The sequence below is a fragment of the Kingella negevensis genome, assembly GCF_030177895.1.
Classification (GTDB): Bacteria; Pseudomonadota; Gammaproteobacteria; order Burkholderiales; family Neisseriaceae; genus Kingella_C; species Kingella_C negevensis.
The window spans coordinates 23,745-44,328 of the sequence record NZ_CP123448.1; the positions used below are offsets into that span (position 1 = coordinate 23,745).

Here is a 20,584-nt window from a genome sequence, read left to right on the forward strand (position 1 = left end):
AGTCTGAAAACCGTATTATCAACAGAATTTGGTTTTGTAAACACGGTTTTCAGTCTCAAAAGCTGGGTGTTTTATTTCACAAATTTCTTCCATTCGCCATAACCTGCCGCGTCCATTTGTTCCAACGGAATAAATTTCAAACTCGCGCCGTTAATGCAATAACGCAAACCGCCTTTATCGCGCGGACCGTCTGGGAAAACGTGTCCCAAATGCGAATCCGCCGCACGGCTACGCACTTCCACGCGGTGCATATTAAAGCTGTTGTCATCGTGTTCCGTAACTGCTGCCGATTCAATCGGTTTGCTGAAACTTGGCCAACCGCAGCCTGAATTAAATTTATCAGTTGAGCTAAACAACGGCTCGCCACTCACCACGTCCACATAAATCCCAGCTTGGAACAAATTGTCGTATTCGTGGCTGAATGCGTATTCCGTGCCACTGTTTTGCGTGACGCGATATTGTTCGTCAGTCAAAATGCGTTTCAATTCCGCGTCGCTCGGTTTGTGATACGTTGCCAAATCAAAACCTTTTTTGCTGACAGCTTTATTCGGCAAAGGCTCGTCCGCCTTGTGAATATCAATGTGGCAATAACCATTCGGATTTTTAATCAAATAATCTTGATGATATTCTTCTGCGTCAAAAAATTGGCGCAACGGCTCATTTTCCACCACAATCAGCTGACTGAATTTGCGTTGCTCATTTGCCAATGCTTGTGCAATCACCGCTTTTTCAGCTGGGTCGGTGTAATACACGCCTGTGCGATATTGCGTGCCACGGTCGTTTCCCTGTTTATTCAAACTGGTTGGGTCAATCACGCGGAAATAATATTGCAAAATATCGTCCAAACTCAATTTATCCGCGTCATAAGTTACGCGCACCGTTTCCGCGTGTCCTGTGTTGCGACGCGATACATCTTCATAAGTTGGGTTTTGCGTGTTGCCATTCGCATAACCAGACACCGCGTCAATCACGCCGTCAATGCGTTGAAAATACGCCTCTAATCCCCAGAAGCAACCGCCTGCTAAATAAATCGTTTTCGTATTCATCGTGCTAGATACCTTTTTATCCGTAGGTTTATGAAATTTCGTTTTCAGGCTGCCTAATTCCGCGTTTGGGTCGCGAATCAAAGCCAATGCCTGTTGCTCGTTCAGGCTGCCTTTCACAATCCGAACCACATTGCCGCTATTATCCAACACTGCCCAAGATGGGTAAACCTGAATATTCAGCTGCTTGGCAATGCTGCCGCCAGCGTCCACTAAAACAGGCAATTTTGGATAATTCAAACCTGCGTACCATTGTTGAAAATCGCCATCGCGTTTCTCGCCCAAAAAGTTTGGCGACGCAATTGTAACCAAATTGGCAGCCTGAAAACGCTTATCGCTCGCCCATTGCTCCGTGTGCGCCAATTCCGACAAACACAACGGACACCAACTCGCCCAAAATTTTACCAAAGTCGGTTTGCCTGATTGCAAATACATTTTACCTGACTGGTTTTGTGTGTTGTGCAAACGCGAAATGCTATCCGCCACCGTTTGTGTTTGTGCCACCGCTTGAGTTTGCGGCAAACGCATTGCCAACATCGCACCGCCAAACGCCACAAATCCCAGCGCGAAGAAACCCAAGTTTCTGCATAATTTGGAAATTTTCATTTTTCATTCCTTGAAAAGTTCATCATGACCATTAGACGAATGATAAACCCAAAAACTGACAGTGATTTTTAAAAATAAAATTAACTATTTGAATTTTATAAAAACATTTTCAGGCTGCATTTTATTGCAAATGCAGCCTGAAAAAGCAAAACATAGCAATCTTATTTTAATAAAACACAAAAATATTAAAATTAAAATCAACAAACCCCAAAAAACCAATCATCAAAAGCATAAAAATCCAAACAACCCAATCCAATTATGCCAACCGCGCCCACACCCGTTCTGTTTCAAAAGCCACACAAATTCCTTATACTTACGCCTTAAACAAATTTAACATTAAGGAAACCCCATGTTTGAACACCTAACCCCCTACGCAGGCGACCCCATTTTAAGCCTTGTGGCAACATTTAACGCCGACCCACGCCCCCACAAAGTCAATCTTTGCATTGGCATTTATTTTGACAATGACGGCAAAATGACACAACCGCACAGCGTCCACATCGCCGAAGAACGCGTAGGCATGGGCATTAAAAACTATCTGCCTATGGAGGGGCATGCAGGTTTACGCGCCGAAATCCCCAAACTGCTTTTTGGCGCAAATCACCCAGTCATAACCGAAAACCGCGTCAGCGTCGTGCAAACACTAGGCGGTTCAGGCGCACTTCGCCTTGGCGCAGACTTTCTTCACACATGGCTCAGCGGCGGCAAAGCCTACGTCAGCGACCCCACATGGGACAACCATCGCGGCATTTTCACTGCAGCAGGATTTGAAGTCGGCGATTACCCTTATTACAACTCTGAAACCATCGGTGTAAAATTCCAAGAATTATGCGAATTTGCCAAATCGCAGCCTGAAAACACCATTTTCTTGCTGCACCCCTGCTGCCACAACCCAACAGGCGTAGATTTATCACGCGAACAATGGGACGAATTGCTGGATATTTTCGTGTCGCACAAGCTCATTCCATTTATGGACATCGCCTACCAAGGCTTTGGCGACGATTTTGACCAAGACGCATACGCCGTTCGCCGCGCCGCCGAGTTGGGTTTACCATTGCTTATCAGCAGCTCGTTTTCCAAAAATATGTCGTTATACGGGCAACGCACAGGCGGTTTAACTGTGGTATCACCCAGCGCCGAAGAAGCCACATTGGTGCTGGGCCAGTTGCAATTAGGCGTTCGCCGCATTTATTCCACACCACCAGCGCAAGGCGGTTTAACTGCATACCATGTGCTAAGCAATGAAACACTTAACGCGCAATGGAAGCAAGAAGTTTACAAAATGCGCGACCGAATCCGCGCCATGCGCCAACGTATTTACGAAGTGTTGCAACAAAAGCAGCCTGAAAAAGATTTCAGCTATTTTGTGAAACAGCGCGGAATGTTCAGCTACACAGGTTTGAGCGTGGCGCAAGTTCACCGATTACGTGATGAATTTGGCGTGTATTTGCTGGATTCTGGGCGCATTTGCATTGCAGGGCTAAATGAAAGCAATGTGAATTATGTGGCGGATTGTCTGGCGACTGTGTTTGCTGAATAAAATTTGATAGAACGTTATTTGCAGTACATTAATTTTGAGGTTTTCCCAAATGCAGCCTGAAAAGGTTTTCAGGCTGCCCTTTCATCTACTTTATGGAGAAATAAAATGAAAAAATTAGCTGTATTAACCACTTTGCTTTTTTTTACCAGCGCATGGGCAGAGAACGTGAATTACAACGTGTTTGTGAAACTAGACAACACTGCCGAAAGCCAAGTCCGTGAAATTTCGGACGAACTCGCAAAAGTCGGTGTGAAGTCGTTGTATTCACAAGGTTATCAAGTGCATTTAACGCTGTATTTAACTGAATACGACAAATCTAAATTCAACAACATCAAAAAAGTCGTGCAAAAATTTGCGCGTGAAAAGCGCCCGTTTGACGTATCGTTTTACGGCATGCACAAAACGGCTGGTAAATGGTTTATGCTGGACAACCGCATGACACCTGAATTGCAGCAGCTTTCTGATGAAATGACGGTGCAATTAACCAAACTTCGCGCCACAGACGCAAAATTGCCTGATTGGGTGAAAAACTATCCCGAAAAAGTGAAATCGTTTGAAAAATACGGTTCGCCCAATGTGTTTGCCAATTTTGACCCACACGTTACTTTGCTGACTCCAAACGAGTTCAATAAAGGGGTGGCAAAATTTGAAGAGAATTACACATTCAAACCGTTTACGGCAAAAGTAATCGGCATTGGCATTGCCCAAGTGGACGATTTGGGACAGGCGAAAGATGTGTTGTATTTCCAAAAATTTAAGTAGGGCGTGTTGATATTTCATTCGTGAGTTGGATTTTTTGTCCAAATGTGCGAATACAAGGCGAAAATGCAAGCAAGGTTGGGCACCTTGCGCGTATTTTCAACGCGGTAGTCACACATTTGGGCAAAAAAGACATCGCGAATGGAATATCAATATGCCCTGAAGTTTATTAACACAAATAAACGCCCTTATGTGCTAATCGTATATAAGGGCGTTGGTAACAGAGAGAATTATGATTTCCAAGCAGCCCTTATTAAATTTATCCCTAGCAGAAGCCGCGACTGTCATGGCATTGATGATTTTCGCCATGGGTTTCACTATTATCTATTTAGAGTGGGTGCCCCATTTAACCATTTTATTAGCAATTACCGCGCTGATGCTTTACGGCTTGGTACGTGGCGCAAAATGGGAAGTGATGCAAAAACGCATGGCAGCTTCCGTTGAGCAAGGCATGGGCGCAGTTTATCTGTTCTTTTTCATTGGTTTACTCGTTTCTGCACTGATGATGAGTGGTGCGATTCCGACGCTGATGTATCACGGTTTCAGTTTGATTTCGCCTACTTTTTTCTATTTGTCGGCGTTTTTGCTGTGCGGCGTGATTGGCGTTTCCATCGGCAGCAGCTTGACGACTTGTGCGACCGTGGGCGTGGCGTTTATGGGCATGAGTGAAGCGTTTCAGGCTGCCCCTGCGATTACGGCTGGCGCGGTGGTTTCGGGCGCGTTTTTTGGCGATAAAATGTCGCCGTTGTCCGACACCACAGGCATCGCGGCAACTACGGTAGGCGTGGATTTGTTTGAACATATTAAAAATATGATGTTTACCACCATTCCTGCGCTGATTTTGACTGCGCTGATTTTTATGTGGAGTGTGCCAAGTGTGGGTTCAGGCAGCCTGAAAAGTGTGGCGGAATTGCAAAATCAGTTGCAACAAAGCGGTTTGGTTCACAATTACGCGCTGTTGCCGTTTGTCGTTTTGGTGGTGCTGGCGGTGCGTAAAGTGAATGCGATTTTGACGATGTTGGCAACGATTGTTGTCGCTGTTGTGATTACTTATATTCACAGCTCGCCAAATTTGACGCAATTAAGTGGTTGGTTTTTCGAGGGTTTTAAAGCGGAACATTTGGGCGAAAACGTGGCGCGTTTGATTCAGCGCGGCGGTTTGGAAAGTATGTTTTTCACGCAAACGGTTGTGATTTTGGCGTTGAGTTTGGGCGGTTTGCTGTTTGCCTTGGGTGTTGTGCCGACTTTGCTCGAAGCCATGCGCCGTTTCTTGACCAATGCTGGACGCGCCACATTCTCGGTAGCGATGACTTCGCTGGGCGTGAATTTGCTGATTGGCGAACAATATTTATCCATTTTACTGTCGGGCGAAACGTTCAAACCTGTGTATGAGAAATTGGGTTTGCATCCGCGCAATCTGTCGCGCACGTTGGAAGACGCTGGCACGGTCATCAATCCGCTTGTGCCGTGGAGCGTTTGCGGTGTGTTTATCGCCAAAGTGTTGGGCGTGGCAGTGGTGGATTATTTGCCGTATGCGTTTTTCTGCTATTTGTGCTTGATTTTAACCGTGCTGTTCGGGTTTACTGGGCTGACGTTGAGTAAAGTAGAAAAATAATAGTGGATTAAAATCGCAATGATACTGCGTTGCCAATGCTCTTATGTACCACGCGCACACGGCGAGCGTTGTCGCCTTGTCTTAAAAGGTAATTGCATCAACTATGAATTGACTGCAAAACCGTGTTGTTTACCGCGATAGCAAACAACGGGGTTTGGCAATCGAGTTTTAAAAAAAATCTTGGGATTGGATTTCAAGAATTTGAAATGAAAAGAGAATTTGCTTTGAATGAGCAATATTTATTATAGTGAAAAATGTGAAAAGCCGTGTTTGTATTTTTTGATACAAACACGGTTTTTGATTATTTGCAGCTAATGCCTGTCATGTGATTGTTGGCTACGGGAATGCGGCAAGTTGTGCCATTACTGCCTGAAACGATGAGCGTTTGTTTACCGTTGGCTTGGGTTTCGCTGATGGCTAACGGCTCTTTTGCACCCATGCCGATTGATGCGGCTGCAATGCTGTTGATGAATGCGTTGTCGGTAACGCTGCTGCTGTTGGATTGAATTTGTGGTTCTTTGTCTGCCGCGTTGGCGAATAATGCACTGGCGGTGAGTAGAACAAATAATGCTTTTTTCATGGCTGTATTCCTAGTTTTGTTTTTTGACTACGGGCAATGTACTGCAATTTTGGGCAGAGTGGGGGATTTTTACGCCAATTTATATTGTTTGGCATAAATTAGCTTTTCCATTTTGTGAGATATTGTCGTGCACTGTCTATCCATGCTGGGTTAAAGTTTCCACAGCTTTCATGAATTAGGCTAATGGGTGTTGTACCCATGATTAACTCTTTGCTTTCTGCGCTGCGACAAAAATCCATGTCGTAATGATGAAAGGTGAATTGTTCATCAAAGCGTAGTTGGCGTTGTTGCAGAGTGCTAAATTGGGTGGCGAGCAGTAAACCATCTAGTAGTTTGACTTCTTGGTCGGGTTCGCCATAAAAATTCACTTGTGAGGGAAAGTGTGTGCCATGTGAGACGATACCGCTTAGGTTATTTGGAATTTTATTAAAGGCGATTGTGTTGTTTTCAGGCTGTCATGTGTGTAGCCAACCGATTTGATAAGGCGCGCGTGTTTTGCAGCCTGCTAAGCCGATAATATCGAATTTTTCTAGCGATTGAATGAGGGCTTTGTGCCAGTAGAAATCGGTGATAATGATGTCGTCGTGCAGAAAAATGAAAATGGTGCTGGGGTCTGCGTCTTGTCGTTGGGCGTAGCGTTCTATGGCTTGGTTGTAAACGGTGGGCAAGCCTTGGGTGTTGTTGAATTGTACGTCTAGCTCTAGGCGGTAGTCTTGTTGGAATGGATTGAGCGATAGAGGGAGGAGAAATTGGTAATAGTTGCGACCTGTGGCGGTTTGAGTGCTGAAATCTTCTGCGCTGCTTCGGGTGGCGATGATGAATTTGATGAGTTGGGTCATGGTATTTTTGATGAAAAATGCAGCCTGAAAAATGGTTTTCAGGCTGCGATAGGGGTTAGATATGTTGTCCGATAATGCGCAACATTTGTGCCAACACTTTTGGATTGGCTGCGACGATATTGCCTGTTTCCATCCAATTTTGTTCGCCTTGCATATCGGTTACGATTGCGCCTGCTTCTTGTGCAATCAATGCGCCTGCTGCGATGTCCCATGAATGCAAGTTAAATTCAAAGAAGCCATCAATGCGACCTGCGGCGAGTGAGCATAAATCCAATGCGGCTGAACCTTCTCGGCGTGCGCCTGCAGTTTTTTGGATAAATTCTTTCAAAATGGCAAGGTAGTTATCCAAGATAGATTGGTCTACCACTGGGAAGCCTGTACCAATCAGGCATTGGCTCAAATCAATGCGGTTGGTAACGCGAATGCGGCGGTCGTTTAACAATGCGCCTTGTCCGCGTGATGCGGTGTATAAGTCGTTACGCTCTGGTGCGTACACAAGGGCTTCTTTTAATACGCCTTGTTCTAACATGGCGATGCTGATTGAGTATTGTGGGTGTCCGTGCAGATAGTTGGTTGTGCCGTCTAATGGGTCGATAATCCATTCAAACTCGGCGCGTTCGTTGCCGATAATGCCTGATTCTTCTGAAATAATGCGGTGATGTGGGTAGGCTTCTTTGATGGCGTTGATGATGATGGCTTCTGATTGACGGTCTACATCTGAGACGAAATCGTTAAACGCTTTGTTGTCCACGCGAACGGCTGAGAGATTGCTTGATGCGCGTAACATCATGTCGCCTGCTTTGCGTGCGGCTTTGAATGCGGTGTTTAAGAAGGGATTGAGTTGTGCCATGATTGGGTTTCTTTCAATGTAGATAAATGAGACAACGCAGCCTGAAAATGGCTTAAGCGTTTAGGATTTGTTAAAGAGCGGTATAGTGCTTTAAATTTGAACTATTACGGCGTTGCCAACGCCCTTATGTACCACGCGTACACAGCGGTCGTTGTCGCCTTGTACTAGATTCAAATTTAAAGCACTATGCTTTCAGGCTGCTTTTTAGTACACGACAGAAATTTTTACAATGGAGCGTTGGCGGATCGCCGATATATTTCAAATAATAGTAACTTGATTTTTTTGAAATATATCGGCGATCCGCCGACGCTCCATTTTTGTTGTGTATTGAAATGCAGCCTGAAAAATAAAGTGGTGCGATTATACGGCTTTTTGCCCTAGACTGCTATTGCAACAAGGCGTTACCATTCACATTTTTTTAATCATCAGAGAAATGCAATGGAAACAGAGAGTCAGTTTGAAGAACGCAAGGGTTTGTGGTACGCGCTGGGGTGTTATGGTATTTGGGGGCTGTTTCCATTATTTTGGTATCCTCTAAATCATTCGGCGATGCCTGCCACACAAATTTTGGCGCACCGTATTGCGTGGTCGGCGGTGTTTGCGGTGATTTTGCTGCTGGCGTTTAAACAGGGTAGAGTGGTTTTTCAGGCGGTGAAACAGCCAAAATTATTGGGCGCGTTTACCCTGTCTTCCCTATTGATTGCAGCGAATTGGCTGATTTATTTGTGGGCAATTTTGAACGGACATTTGCTGGAAGCGAGTTTGGGCTATTTCATCAATCCGTTGGTGAATGTGTTGCTCGGGCGCATGGTGTTTAAAGAGCGGCTGAATCCTGCGCAAGTGGGCGCGGTGGTGTTGGCGGTGCTGGGGATTTTGTGGCTGGCAATTCCTGCAGGGCAAATTCCGTGGATTTCCTTGCTATTGGCGGGGACTTTTGGGTTTTATGGTTTGGTTCGCAAAATTGCGCCCATGCCGCCGCTTGCTGGGCTGACATTGGAAACGCTGTTGCTGCTGCCGTTGGCGTTGGGCTTTTTGGTGTGGTGTGGCATGAACGGTTTGTTTTATTTTGCTGAATTGACTGCGCTGCAACTGTATATTTTGGTACTGTCTGGCGTAGCAACCACTGTGCCGTTACTGATGTTTGCAGCTGGGGCGAAACGGATTCCGTTGTCGCTGCTGGGCATTTTGCAATATGTGTCGCCAACGATGCAGTTGATTTTGGGTTTGCTAGTGTTTGGCGAAACGATGAACATGGGTAAATTGGTGGGTTATGGTTTGGTTTGGGCTGGCGTGCTTGTGTTTTTGTTTGGCGCGTGGCAGCAGTATCAAAATCGTCATGCAGCCTGAAAAATTTAACTCAGTTTTGCAAGATTGTTGCTAAAATGTAAATTTCTATTGGCTTATTTAACAAAATTTTTACGTTTTGCTCATAAAATAGTAGAATTTACGTGTAGTTTGAAGTAACAGCATTTAAGGAAAAATATGTTCATTACAAAGAGAAGTTTTGCATTGTCATTATTGATGATGAGTGTAGCGGCGTGTTCTGATAAGGTAGAAACCAACACGGCTGCACCAAAAGCAAAAGAAGAACCTGTAGCGGCGGCAAGTGCTGCGCCTGCAAATGGTAAAACGTATCGTGTGGTATCGGAAATTACATTTGCGCCGTTTATTATGCGTGATGATAAAGGTTCGATTAGCGGTTTTGAATACGATTTGTTGCAAGCGATTGCGGCTAAAGAAGGCTTTAATTTAACGTTTGAAGCGCATCCATGGAAAGGCATTTTTGAAACGTTGAGCAATAATGAAGCGGATATTGTGAGCGCGGGCGTGTCTTCTACTGATGAGCGTAAGCAACAATGGGGCGTAACCAATGCTTATTTCCAATCTGCGCCAGCTATTTTGGTGAAAAAAGATTCACCCATTCAAGGTTTTGCTGATTTGCAAGGTCGCACTGTAAGCGTGAAACCAGGCACTTTATCTGAAGGCATTGTGAAACAACATCACAAAGACAAAAAGCAAATCATGAATCAAGAAACATCTTGGTTGCTGGTGAAAGAAGTGATTGGTGGCAGAGCCGATGCAGTAGTGGACGACGAAGGTCCTTTGAAATACTATGAGAAAAATTACAGCAAAGAAGGTATCCGCGTGATTGTTGATGCCAACGTGCCAAAAATTGATTATAGTTTTGTGGTGAGAAAAACAGATACAGAATTGTTGAACCAATTAAATGACGGTTTGGCAAAACTGAAACAAGATGGCACATACGACCAAATTTATCGTAAATATTTCTAATTGATATAAAATGCGTAAGGCAAAATAGTCTTACGCATTTTTCAATTAAATGCAGCCTGAAAGGATATAAAACATGGAACAACTCAACCAGCAATTAGCTGAATTGGCACAACAAGCAAGATTAGAAATTGATAGCAGACAATTCAAAGAAGCCGAGCAAACCATTTTAAAAGTGCTGGCACTGGTTCCCAATCATATTGTCGCGTTGACAGATTTAGCACTGGTTGAGTGTCGGCTCGGTAAAAAAGAATCTGCATACACCCATATTCAGCAAGCCTTGACGCAATGTTACGAAAAAAACGACGACATTGAATTGCATCTATACGCCTACGGCACAGGGATAGAAACGTGTTTAAATACCAATCGCTACGAAGAAGCGCGCTGGCTAGCCAGACGTGCCGTGCAATACCGCAAACAATTAGTAGAACAACACGGCAATTCCCCCCTTCCCATTACTCAACCCGCCCCACCATTAAGCGACAATCGCGAAGAAAACATCATCAGCTATTCTCTATTTGGTGACAAACCCCGTTACAACGAAGTTTCCGTGATGAATGCCAAAATTGCGCGTGAAATTTATCCTGAATGGACGTGCCGATTTTACGTAAACGATACCGTCCCAAAAAACACCATTACACGCTTGCAAGCACAGGGCGCACAGATTGTAGACATGACAGGTAGCCCCATTCACGGCTTATTCTGGCGATTTTTAGTTGCCGCAGATACGAGCGTGAAAAGATTTATCATACGCGACGCAGATTCCCTGTTGTCCAACAAAGAACGTGCCGCCGTGCAAGAATGGCTGGATTCAGGCAAGCATTTTCACGTGATGCGCGACGCATTGTTACACGACGAACTGATACTGGCAGGCATGTGGGGCGGTTGCGGCGGTGTGTTTCACGACATGGAACAACGCATTTTAACCAGCAGCGCACGCTTTAAAGACCGCACCATCGACCAGCAATTTTTGCGTTATGCCGCATGGAATACCGTCAAACAAAGCGTATTCAGCCACGACACATGGCAGCTAGACCCAGACAGCCGCGCTTTCCCGTCCAACTACATTTTGAGCGACGTGGAACGCGAACCCTATTTTCACATTGGCATGATTGATGCCGCCAAGCCAACCGAAGTACACATCAGCGATGAAAATGCCAAACGCGTGCGCTGGTTTGTGGTTGATGAAGCGGATAATATCGTGTGCCATTACGAATCCGATGTGCCTGATAATAAAATCATTCGCGTGATATTGCCTAACCAATACACGCGCGATATAGACCAGCAAAAATGGCGCATTTTGACGCAAACAATTGCAGCCTGAAAACCCATTTTGCAATTTTCAGGCTGCATTCTATAGTTGATTAACACAAAATGAAGACAAAGCGACAACGCCTGCCGTGTGCGCATGGCACATAAGGGTATTGGTAACGCAGTATTATTGCGATTTTAATCAACTATATTTACAAAACGCTCACGCCACCACGTGGTTGGCAAACAAACACCTCTTCTTGCAAACCCGTTTTCGCGTGGTAATTTTGGACAACGTGTGCTTTCACATCGTCCACCAATTTATGCGGCACAAGCGCAACAATACAGCCACCAAAACCACCGCCCGTCATGCGAACGCCGCCGCGTGTACCAATCACTTCGCCCACTAATTCCACCAGCAAATCCACGGCTGAGTGCGTGATTTCAAATTCATCGCGCATACCGATGTGGCTTTGCGCCATCAGTTCGCTCAACGCCGCAATATCGTTGTTTTGCATGGCTTTTGCCGCGTCCAACGTGCGTTGGTTTTCTTGAATGATGTAGCGTGCGCGTTTGGCGGCAATCGGATCTAACCCTGTTTTTCCAGCGTCAAATTGCGCTAAATCCACATCGCGCAGGGCTTTCACGCCAAAGTGCGCGGCGGCAGTTTCGCATTGTTCGCGGCGCGTGTTGTATTCGCTACCCACCAAGCCGCGTTTTACATGACTGTGAATAATCATAATGCTCAAACTTTGCGGAATTTGCACGGCTTGCGTTTTCAGGCTGCGACAGTCGATTAACACGGCTTTGCCTTTTTCGCCGCGCGCGCTGGTGAGTTGGTCCATGATGCCGCAGTTGCAGCCGACAAAGTGGTTTTCTGCGTATTGTCCGAGCAGGGCAATTTCGGTTTCGTCAATCGGGAATTGGAAGACGTGCTGCAAGGCTTTGCCAATGGCAACTTCTAGCGCGGCGGACGAACTCAGCCCTGCGCCTTGTGGCACGTTGCCGCTCACGGCGATATCCACGCCTTCGGGCAAGGTGTAGCCGTTGCGTTCGGCAAACGCCCAAACAACACCGCGAATGTAGTTTGCCCATTGTTTGCTTGATGGGGTTTTCAGGCTGCTTTTTGCGGTGCTGAATTCATCGCGTTCGTTGTAATCGGCAGCAAATACGCGCACGGTTTGTGTGCCGTTTTTGCGTATGGCGACTTGGGTGGCGAAGTCTATCGCGCAAGGGAGGACGAAACCGTCGTTGTAGTCGGTGTGTTCGCCAATCAGGTTTACTCGCCCTGGTGCGCGGATAATGGATTCAGGTTGGGTTTGGAATTGTTGGAGGAAGATTTCTGAGAGTGGGGATTGCATGGTTTTTCCTTTGTAGAAGTTACTTTCAGGCAGCCTGAAAATTTAAACATTTAGAATCTGTATTCACAAACAACTATTTGATAAATTTTAATATTTGTGAAATATACCCTAGTTTAACAAAATTTTCAGCAGATAAATTCGTCTGCTCAAAATCTTTTGCTAAATGTCGAGACCAACCTAACCATGCAAACGTTCGTTCTACAATCCAACGTTTGGGCAGAATATGCCAAGAAATATCTTGAATTTTCTTTGAAATCTCAACAGTTAAACCCAATTGCTCTGATATATGTCGCTTACGACCTTTGATTTTTTTACCTCCATCAAAACCTTTATCATGTGCGCTAGAAGCTGTTTTGACACTTTGTGAATCAATAATGGCATAAGTTGGCATTGCTTGTTTTTGATGGATTAAACGTTTTTTTGAACCAATGCCAAAAGAATTCTATCTCATAAGCCTGATTGATTGGCTCTGCGATAGAAACTCCATACGGTTGAATAAGGTGGAAAATCATTGGGCAGCATACGCCATTGGCAACCTGTTTTGGTGATGTACAAAACGGCATTCACTAATTGACGTTTATCCCATTTGTAGTGGCGTAGCTGGTTAAAATGTGGCTCAGCATCGCTTGCCATTGGGCATCTGTTAAGTCTGTTGGGTAGGATTTTCTAGTCATAAGGATATTTTATCATTTTTGTGAATACAGGTTCTTATGATTGCCTGAACGTATGCTTGACGATTGTTAATGATATACTGTAACATTTTTACTTTCTTGAGCCTAAATTTGCACATTAAATATGAATTATATTAAAAATCAAAATCTTGCTTCTATTTTCTTTTTGATGTTCATCAGTCAATATGGTTATGCCGATGACATCAGCGAACAAGCCTTACCCACCGTAACCGTCAAACAAAAACGCCTGACACGCAGCGACAACCTGCTCAAAGGGCGCAAAACCAGCGACCACGTTATCAAAGGCGAACAATTCCGTTCGCGCGGCAGTACCATCGGCGAAGCCCTCAACCAGGAATTGGGCATTCACGCCAATTCGTTTGGGGCTGGAGCGAGTGCGCCGATTATTCGCGGTCAGGAAGGTAAACGCATTCGCGTGTTGCACAATCACGCCGAAACAGGCGATATGTCCAATATGTCGCCCGACCACGCCGTAATGGTAGACAGCATCTTGGCGAAACAGATTGAAGTACTGCGCGGTACGCCAACCTTGCTGTACAGCTCGGGCAATTCGGCAGGTGTGGTTAATGTCATTGACAACAAAATCCCAACCAAACTGCCTGAAAAAGGTTATGAAGGCGAAGTCGGTGCGCGTGTCAGCAGTGCGAATTTGGAAAAACTCACGGCAGGCGGCATCACTTTTGGTTTGGGCAAGAATTTTGCCGTCCACGCCGAAGGCATGTATCAAAAAGCAGATAATTACCGTGTGCCGTATTTTTCCTATGGCGGTCAAACACATAAGCGCGTGCCAGATACTTGGGCAAAATCACGCAACGGCAGTTTGGGCTTTTCGTGGTTGGGCGAACGCGGTTACTTGGGCACAGCGTATTCCGAACGCCAAGACCGCTATGGGCTGCCTGCACACACCCACAAATACGACAATTACAGCATAGACATTTTGTGGGAAAGTCGCCGCATCATGAAACGCTATTTGCGTTATTATCCGTTTTTGGCAGACGAATCGGATATTGATTTTGAAAATCCGGGTTTATCGCTGAATCACACGCATATTCCAGGTGAATCACACGCCGATGAAGCGCACGACCACACACACGGCAGAGCGTGGATTGACCTGAAAAGCAAACGCTACGACTTGCGCGGCGAATTGAAACAGCCGTTCAAAGGCTTTGATTTACTGCGAACCAGCATCAGCTACACCGATTACCGCCACGATGAAAAAGACGGCAAAACAACGGAAAATTTCTTTAAAAACAAAGGGTATAATGCACGTTTGGAGTTTGTTCACAAACCAATTGGCAACTGGCAAGGCATGTTTGGTGTGCAGCACAATACGCAGAAAAGCAGCGCGTTTTCGCCTGCTTCACAAGTTGCTCCCAAAGGCGCACAGCAATTGTTACACGACAACCGCAGCACACAGACCGCCTTATTTGGCATTGAACAATATCAAGGCGACAAACACGGTTTTGAAGTGGGTTTCCGCGCAGAAAAACAAAAAATTGCTATTGATTATGATATTGATTTAATTAAGGAAAATAATTCATTTAATTTCCCCTTGCCCAATCTGAATCCGCACAAAGAGAAAGCGTATTCGTTTGCTGCCAGCTACAATTGGTATTTTGCGCCCAAACATCAGCTCAGTATCACAGCTTCGCATTTGGAGCGCATTCCCAATTCGCAGGAACTGTACGCGCACGGCAAACACATCGCCACCAATTCTTTTGAAGTGGGCAACAAAGATTTGACCAAAGAGCGTTCCAATAATTTTGAAATCGGCGTGAAATATTCAGGCAGCAAGTGGGATTACAACGTCAATGCCTATTACAACCGTTTCAGCAACTACATTTACCTGCTGACTATGAATGACGGTCGAGGCCCCAAATCATTGGACGAAGAGTTTCCATTACAAGTAAACCGTTATTATCAGGCAGGAGCGCGTTTTTACGGCTTGGAGGCGGCTGTGGGTTACCGTTTCAATCCCAAATACAAATTAACCGTATTCGGCGATTATGTGAACGGCAAATTGGTCAATATTCCCAAAACAGGCGCGGAATACGATTGGTGGGACGAAGTCGTAACCAAATGGCGCGAACACCCAGACCGTCCGACACCACGTTTGCCGCCTTTGCGTTTGGGTATGCGTTTGGACATGAATTTCAACGACAAATGGCAAGCTTCGCTGGATTTCCACCGCATGTTCTCACAAAACAAAACCAGTTATCTGGAACAACCTACCAAAGGGCATAATATGTTGAATGCCGATTTGTCTTATCAAAACAAATACAAAGGTCTAGACTACAAAATTTACGGCAAAGCGGACAATCTGCTCAATGCAAAAGTGTACCGCCACGCCACGTTCCTGCCCTACATTCCGCAAACAGGACGAAACTTCACCGCAGGCGTGAATATCCGTTTCTGAACGAACAGGCAGCCTGAAAACGGATTTTCCCGACTTTCAGGCTGCCTGAAACCGCTGTTATGAATATCAAATCATTGAAATCATTTTTAAAAAAGAGGCTGTCCTAGATAACTAGGATAAACTCGATTTTACTAATTGTTTTAAAAATGGAACAAGAACTTTTATCTCACTGTTGTTAAAACGCCATTCGCACGCCTTTAAATACAGCTCAAAATGCTTTTTGGGAATGCCGTTAAACTTGCGTAAATGGCGTTTTGCTTGATTCCAAAAGTTCTCAATTCCGTTGATATGGTTTTGTCGTTCAGCAAAATGTGTGCTGTGATTGATACGAAAACGAAGTTTCAGCGAAGCTAAAATGGCTTTGTCGCTCACATCTAATACATCATAAGCAGCCTGAAAAGTTTCAGGCTGCTTTTTTCATGCACAACAGAACTGGAACGTCGGCGAGCCGCTGACGTTCCATGTTGCACCAAAATTTATTATTTTCAGGCTGCTTTACTTCTGTTTGTAATGCGTCAGCGACAAAGCCGCCAACCGTTCCGCCGCTTGTTCTGCCGTTAAATCACGCTGCGATTCAGCAAGCATTTCATAACCAACCATAAATTTCCGTACAGTCGCGGAACGCAAAAGCGGCGGATAAAAATGCGCGTGCAGCGTCCATTCTGGGTGGTCTTGCTCGTCAAACGGAGCACCGTGCCAGCCCATGGAATACGGGAAACTGGTCTCAAATAAATTGTCGTAGCGCGTGGTGAGTTGTTTCAGCGCAAGGGCTAAATCGCTGCGTTGCGTGTCGGTTAAATCGGTGATGCGTTGCGCAGCGAATTTGGGCAGCAGCAGCGTTTCAAACGGCCAAGCCGCCCAATACGGCACAACCGCCAGCCAATGTTCAGTTTCCACAACAATCCGCTCGCGGCGGCGCAATTCTTCGTTCACATAATCGGCAAGCAAGGGGCGATGGTGTTGCGCGAAATAGTTTTGCTGCGCTTTGTGCGCTTTGCTCGGCAAGTCAGGCAGGAAGTTGCTCGCCCAGATTTGCCCGTGTGGGTGTGGATTGGAACAGCCCATCACAGAGCCTTTGTTTTCAAAGATTTGCACCCATTGATAGGTTTTGCCCAGTTCTGCGGCTTGCGCTTGCCACACGCGAATCACGGCTTCAATTTCAGACTGCGAGAGTTCAGGCAGCGTTTTGCTGTGGTCGGGCGAAAAGCAAATCACGCGGCTCACGCCTTGCACGTTTTCACTTTGGAACAGGGGATTGCTGAGGTCGGAAAATTTTGGGGTGTCGTGCAGCAGCGCAGAAAAATCATTTGTGAAAACATAGGGTTCTGTGTAATCGGGGTTTGGCTCACCGTTAATGCGTGGGTTGCGTGGGCAAAGGTAACAATTTGGGTCGTGCTGCGGTTTTTGCTCGGTTTCGTTTTTTTCTTGCTGACCTTGCCATGGGCGTTTGGCGCGATGTGGGGAAACTAAAATCCATTGGTCTGACAAGGGGTTATAGCGGCGGTGGGGGTGGTCTGTAGGGTTAAACATGGCTTTTCCTTTCTATTATTGTGTAATAATGTGAAACTATTTTATGCTTTTCAGGCTGCATTTAACAGAAAAATTATACCTTTCTTTACTTTTATCTTTCTTAATTTAACGCAATTATTCGCTGTATTGTTGTGATTTGCCAACAGGTTGAGTGTAAAAAATGCTCATTTATTTCTTATTTTTATTCAAATAAACAATTATTTATTTTTCAGGCTGTCTAAAAGGAATTTACAATTCTTTAAAATTGTTTCAAACTTTGCCTGTATTGTAGTCTAATGTAGTTTTAAACGGTGGTTTTCAATCAATGATTTTGGGGGACTCTCTCATGAAGTTTCAAAAAACAATTTTGGTTTCTGCAATGGCGGCAGTGTTGGGTTTAGCGGCGTGTGGTGGTGAAAAAGCGGCAACACCAGCCACACCAACGTCAGGCGCAAGCGGTGCGGTGGCTGCTCCTGCTGGCGACCCTGTGAAAGTGGGCGTAACCATTTATAAATACGATGACAATTTCATGTCGCTCATGCGTAAGGCGTTGGAAAACGAAGCAGCCACGCAAAAAACAGCCGAACTGCTGCTCAATGATTCGCAAAACAGCCAATCCACACAAAACGACCAAGTGGATATTTTGATTTCCAAAGGCGTGAAAGTGTTGGCGATTAATTTGGTGGACCCTTCAGCCGCGCCAACGATTATCAGCAAAGCGCAAGCAGCGAATATCCCTGTGATTTTCTTCAACAAAGATCCTGGCGACGCGGCTTTGAAAACGTATGACAAAGCCTATTTCATCGGCACGAATCCGCAACAATCGGGCGAAATTCAAGGGCAACTGATTGGCACGGCATGGAAAGCGCACCCAGAATGGGACTTGAACAAAGACGGCGTGATTGATTATGTGTTGCTCAAAGGCGAACCAGGACACCCAGATGCAGAAGCGCGTACCAAATTTGTAGCGGAAAAACTGCAAGCAGACGGTTTCAAATTGAAACAACTGCAATTAGATACAGGTATGTGGGACGCAGCCAAAGCCAAAGACATTGTGCAAGCATGGCTTGCTGGACCAACTGGCAAGCAAATTGAAGTGGTGATTTCCAACAACGATGCCATGGCAATGGGCGCGGTGGAAGCAATGAAAGCGCAAGGCAAAGTGTTGCCAACATTTGGCGTGGACGCGCTGCCTGAAGCCTTGCAAATGGTAAAAGCAGACACGTTGGCAGGCACAGTTTTGAATGACGGCGACAACCAAGCCAAAGCGATTTACGCGCTGGCGGTGGATTTGGGCAACGGCAAAGACCCAAAACAAAACGCTGCTTTGAAACTGGAAGCCAACAATAATATCCGCATTCCTTATGTGGGTGTAGACAAAAATAATCTCAGTCAGTTCTTGAAATAACAAAGGTTTTTCAGGCTGCGTGTGTGTTTTATCGCAGCTTGAAAAATAGTTCTCCGTAGGTCGGTTCTCCGAGCCGACAAAACCTGTTAATGCAGCCTGAAACCGTTACATTTCACTCACCTAAAGCGTGGGTATGGCGGCGCAACGCCATGTTCAACTGCCAAAATGAACGAAATGTGATTGCAGCCTGAAAAATGTCGGCTTGGAAAACTGACCTACGACCGTTTCGCAAAAGTTTTAATAACAAGGAAACGCAGAGATGACACAAAACGCAAATCATGAACAAACCATCTTGCTGACCATGACAGACGTTCACAAATCCTTCCCTGGTGTAAAAGCCTTGGACGGCGTGAACTTAAGCGTGAAATCCCATTCCGTTCACGCGCTAATGGGTGAAAACGGCGCAGGCAAATCCACCTTGCTCAAATGCCTGTTTGGGATTTACACCAAAGATTCAGGCAGCATTCAATTTCTCGGCAATGAAGTGAATTTTCACAACGCCAAAGAAGCCTTGGAAAACGGTATTTCCATGGTTCATCAAGAACTTAATCTCGTGAAGCAACTCAATGTAATGGACAATTTGTGGCTCGGGCGTTATCCCAAAAAAGGCTTATTTGTCGATGACAAAAAAATGTATGCCGACACCAAAGCCATTTTTGACGAGCTAGACATTCACATCGACCCACGCGAAAAAGTCGCCAAATTATCCGTTTCCGATATGCAGATGATTGAAATCGCCAAAGCGTTTTCTTACAACGCGAAAATCGTGATTATGGACGAGCCGACTTCATCGCTGTCTGAAAAAGAAGTGGCGCACCTGTTCAAAATCATCGACAAGCTAAAACAACGCGGCTGCGGCATTATTTACATTTCGCACAAAATGGAAGAAATCTTCAAGCTCTGCGATGAAATCACGATTTTGCGCGACGGCAAATGGATTGACACGCTGGACATTGCCAAAACGAATATGGACGAATTGGTGGCGAAAATGGTGGGGCGCAGCCTAACGCAGCGTTTCCCAGAAAAAGACAACGTGCCAAGCGAAGTTGTTTTGCAAGTGAATAATTTAACCGCGAAAAATCAACCATCTATCCAAGATGTGAGCTTTGAATTACGCAAAGGCGAAGTGTTGGGCATTGGTGGTTTGGTGGGCGCAAAACGCACGGATATTGTGGAAACGCTGTTTGGTATTCGCGAAATGGCAAGCGGCGAAGTGTTGTTGCACGGCAAGCCTGTGAACAATCATTCGCCTGTGGCAGCGATTAAAAACGGCTTTGCGTTGGTAACGGAAGAGCGGCGCAGCACGGGCATTTTTGGCGGTTTGGACATCAGTTTTAACTCGTTGATTTCCAATATGCGCGGCTATGAAAAAGGCTTGTTTTTGAGCGACAAGAAGATGAAAGGCGATACTCAGTGGGTGATTGATTCCATGCACGTGAAAACACCTACGCAGAAAACGCGCATTGGTTCGCTGTCGGGTGGTAATCAGCAGAAAGTGATTTTGGGGCGTTGGCTTTTAACGCAGCCTGAAATTTTGATGTTGGATGAACCGACTCGCGGCATTGATATTGGTGCGAAATTTGAGATTTACCAACTGATTATTGAGTTGGCAAAACGGGATAAGGCGGTGATTGTGATTTCTTCGGAAATGCCTGAATTACTGGGGATTACTGACCGTATTTTGGTGATGAGTGCGGGGCGTGTGGCTGGGATTGTGGAAACGGCGAAAACGTCTCAGGAAGAAATTTTGCAGTTGTCGGCTAAGTATTTGTAAACGCAGCCTGAAAAATCGTAGGTCGAATTCTTGAATCCGACAATTTTCCGAG

The 20,584-nt window shown here is 45.5% G+C and carries 16 protein-coding genes and 2 pseudogenes; 9 read left to right on the top strand and 9 right to left on the bottom strand.

Translation table 11 applies throughout. The features are described from left to right. Positions 1–71: 71 nt before the first annotated feature. Positions 72–1,649, bottom strand: coding sequence for a bifunctional peptide-methionine (S)-S-oxide reductase MsrA/peptide-methionine (R)-S-oxide reductase MsrB (msrAB, locus tag QEO93_RS00130; protein WP_032137945.1), 1,578 nt, complete (start codon positions 1,647–1,649; stop codon positions 72–74). A 349-nt stretch (positions 1,650–1,998) separates the two neighbouring features. Between msrAB and QEO93_RS00135 the strand changes: the two genes are divergently transcribed. The 3 genes from QEO93_RS00135 (at position 1,999) to nhaC (ending at position 5,563) form a co-directional block, all read left to right on the top strand. Beyond that, positions 1,999–3,189, top strand: a complete 1,191-nt coding sequence (locus QEO93_RS00135; protein WP_032137943.1) for an amino acid aminotransferase — start codon at positions 1,999–2,001, stop codon at positions 3,187–3,189. A 105-nt stretch (positions 3,190–3,294) separates the two neighbouring features. Beyond that, on the top strand, positions 3,295–3,951 hold the full coding sequence (locus QEO93_RS00140) for a DUF1045 domain-containing protein (protein WP_032137942.1): 657 nt from the start codon (positions 3,295–3,297) through the stop codon (positions 3,949–3,951). 229 nt (positions 3,952–4,180) lie between these two features. Continuing rightward, positions 4,181–5,563, top strand: coding sequence for a Na+/H+ antiporter NhaC (gene nhaC, locus QEO93_RS00145; RefSeq protein WP_032137941.1), 1,383 nt, complete (start codon positions 4,181–4,183; stop codon positions 5,561–5,563). Positions 5,564–5,864: 301 nt separating this feature from the next. Here the strand turns inward: nhaC and QEO93_RS00150 are convergent, their stop codons facing one another. The 4 genes from QEO93_RS00150 to QEO93_RS00165 form a co-directional block, all read right to left on the bottom strand. Beyond that, positions 5,865–6,143: a hypothetical protein gene (locus QEO93_RS00150; protein WP_085815457.1), complete on the bottom strand. Its 279-nt coding sequence runs from the start codon at positions 6,141–6,143 to the stop codon at positions 5,865–5,867. 98 nt (positions 6,144–6,241) lie between these two features. After that, entirely contained in the window at positions 6,242–6,511 is a 270-nt protein-coding gene (locus tag QEO93_RS00155) for a hypothetical protein (RefSeq protein ID WP_052368845.1), read from the bottom strand. Positions 6,512–6,598: 87 nt separating this feature from the next. Beyond that, positions 6,599–6,982 carry a hypothetical protein gene (locus tag QEO93_RS00160; RefSeq protein WP_052368843.1) on the bottom strand — a complete coding sequence of 128 codons (384 nt, stop codon included), beginning with the start codon at positions 6,980–6,982 and terminating at the stop codon, positions 6,599–6,601. Between the two features lie 55 nt (positions 6,983–7,037). Next, the gene (locus QEO93_RS00165) at positions 7,038–7,832 is read right to left on the bottom strand and encodes an inositol monophosphatase family protein (RefSeq protein WP_032137940.1); all 795 of its coding nucleotides are present in this window, start codon (positions 7,830–7,832) and stop codon (positions 7,038–7,040) included. Positions 7,833–8,270: 438 nt separating this feature from the next. Here QEO93_RS00165 and rarD point away from each other — a divergent pair, with 438 nt between their 5' ends. From rarD to QEO93_RS00180, 3 genes are all read left to right on the top strand, one after another. After that, positions 8,271–9,179, top strand: a complete 909-nt coding sequence (gene rarD, locus QEO93_RS00170) for an EamA family transporter RarD (RefSeq protein WP_032137939.1) — start codon at positions 8,271–8,273, stop codon at positions 9,177–9,179. A gap of 135 nt (positions 9,180–9,314) precedes the next feature. Next, the gene (locus QEO93_RS00175) at positions 9,315–10,124 is read left to right on the top strand and encodes a transporter substrate-binding domain-containing protein (protein WP_032137938.1); all 810 of its coding nucleotides are present in this window, start codon (positions 9,315–9,317) and stop codon (positions 10,122–10,124) included. A gap of 73 nt (positions 10,125–10,197) precedes the next feature. Continuing rightward, complete coding sequence (locus tag QEO93_RS00180) at positions 10,198–11,445, top strand: hypothetical protein (protein WP_032137937.1); 1,248 nt, start codon at positions 10,198–10,200, stop codon at positions 11,443–11,445. A 139-nt stretch (positions 11,446–11,584) separates the two neighbouring features. Here the strand turns inward: QEO93_RS00180 and galK are convergent, their stop codons facing one another. Together galK and QEO93_RS00190 are read right to left on the bottom strand one after the other, a co-directional pair. Then, positions 11,585–12,733, bottom strand: a complete 1,149-nt coding sequence (gene galK / locus QEO93_RS00185) for a galactokinase (RefSeq protein WP_085815458.1) — start codon at positions 12,731–12,733, stop codon at positions 11,585–11,587. A 73-nt stretch (positions 12,734–12,806) separates the two neighbouring features. Beyond that, positions 12,807–13,407 (bottom strand): annotated as a pseudogene (locus tag QEO93_RS00190) (transposase). 121 nt (positions 13,408–13,528) lie between these two features. On the opposite strand from QEO93_RS00190, the gene QEO93_RS00195 reads away from it, so the two are divergent. Beyond that, complete coding sequence (locus tag QEO93_RS00195) at positions 13,529–15,841, top strand: TonB-dependent receptor (RefSeq protein ID WP_085815459.1); 2,313 nt, start codon at positions 13,529–13,531, stop codon at positions 15,839–15,841. A 111-nt stretch (positions 15,842–15,952) separates the two neighbouring features. On the opposite strand, the pseudogene QEO93_RS00200 reads toward QEO93_RS00195, so the two are convergent. Together QEO93_RS00200 and galT are read right to left on the bottom strand one after the other, a co-directional pair. Further along, positions 15,953–16,240: pseudogene (locus QEO93_RS00200) on the bottom strand (transposase); the annotation flags it as partial. Between the two features lie 96 nt (positions 16,241–16,336). Beyond that, the gene (gene galT, locus QEO93_RS00205) at positions 16,337–17,371 is read right to left on the bottom strand and encodes a galactose-1-phosphate uridylyltransferase (RefSeq protein WP_032137934.1); all 1,035 of its coding nucleotides are present in this window, start codon (positions 17,369–17,371) and stop codon (positions 16,337–16,339) included. A 325-nt stretch (positions 17,372–17,696) separates the two neighbouring features. Between galT and mglB the strand changes: the two genes are divergently transcribed. After that, a complete protein-coding gene (gene mglB, locus QEO93_RS00210; RefSeq protein ID WP_081907024.1) occupies positions 17,697–18,758 on the top strand; it encodes a galactose/glucose ABC transporter substrate-binding protein MglB in 1,062 nt (353 codons plus the stop codon). Positions 18,759–19,017: 259 nt separating this feature from the next. After that, positions 19,018–20,532: a galactose/methyl galactoside ABC transporter ATP-binding protein MglA gene (gene mglA / locus QEO93_RS00215; RefSeq protein ID WP_032137933.1), complete on the top strand. Its 1,515-nt coding sequence runs from the start codon at positions 19,018–19,020 to the stop codon at positions 20,530–20,532. The last annotated feature ends 52 nt before the right edge of the window (positions 20,533–20,584 follow it).

Excerpts from the sequence above, each read along its gene's own strand:
- msrAB (WP_032137945.1), bottom strand. The coding sequence starts at position 1,649 with ATGAAAATTTCCAAATTATGCAGAAACTTGGGTTTCTTCGCGCTGGGA.
- QEO93_RS00135 (WP_032137943.1), top strand. The coding sequence starts at position 1,999 with ATGTTTGAACACCTAACCCCCTACGCAGGCGACCCCATTTTAAGCCTT.
- QEO93_RS00140 (WP_032137942.1), top strand. The coding sequence starts at position 3,295 with ATGAAAAAATTAGCTGTATTAACCACTTTGCTTTTTTTTACCAGCGCA.
- nhaC (WP_032137941.1), top strand. The coding sequence starts at position 4,181 with ATGATTTCCAAGCAGCCCTTATTAAATTTATCCCTAGCAGAAGCCGCG.
- QEO93_RS00150 (WP_085815457.1), bottom strand. The coding sequence starts at position 6,143 with ATGAAAAAAGCATTATTTGTTCTACTCACCGCCAGTGCATTATTCGCC.
- QEO93_RS00160 (WP_052368843.1), bottom strand. The coding sequence starts at position 6,982 with ATGACCCAACTCATCAAATTCATCATCGCCACCCGAAGCAGCGCAGAA.
- QEO93_RS00165 (WP_032137940.1), bottom strand. The coding sequence starts at position 7,832 with ATGGCACAACTCAATCCCTTCTTAAACACCGCATTCAAAGCCGCACGC.
- rarD (WP_032137939.1), top strand. The coding sequence starts at position 8,271 with ATGGAAACAGAGAGTCAGTTTGAAGAACGCAAGGGTTTGTGGTACGCG.
- QEO93_RS00175 (WP_032137938.1), top strand. The coding sequence starts at position 9,315 with ATGTTCATTACAAAGAGAAGTTTTGCATTGTCATTATTGATGATGAGT.
- QEO93_RS00180 (WP_032137937.1), top strand. The coding sequence starts at position 10,198 with ATGGAACAACTCAACCAGCAATTAGCTGAATTGGCACAACAAGCAAGA.
- galK (WP_085815458.1), bottom strand. The coding sequence starts at position 12,733 with ATGCAATCCCCACTCTCAGAAATCTTCCTCCAACAATTCCAAACCCAA.
- QEO93_RS00195 (WP_085815459.1), top strand. The coding sequence starts at position 13,529 with ATGAATTATATTAAAAATCAAAATCTTGCTTCTATTTTCTTTTTGATG.
- galT (WP_032137934.1), bottom strand. The coding sequence starts at position 17,371 with ATGTTTAACCCTACAGACCACCCCCACCGCCGCTATAACCCCTTGTCA.
- mglB (WP_081907024.1), top strand. The coding sequence starts at position 17,697 with ATGAAGTTTCAAAAAACAATTTTGGTTTCTGCAATGGCGGCAGTGTTG.
- mglA (WP_032137933.1), top strand. The coding sequence starts at position 19,018 with ATGACACAAAACGCAAATCATGAACAAACCATCTTGCTGACCATGACA.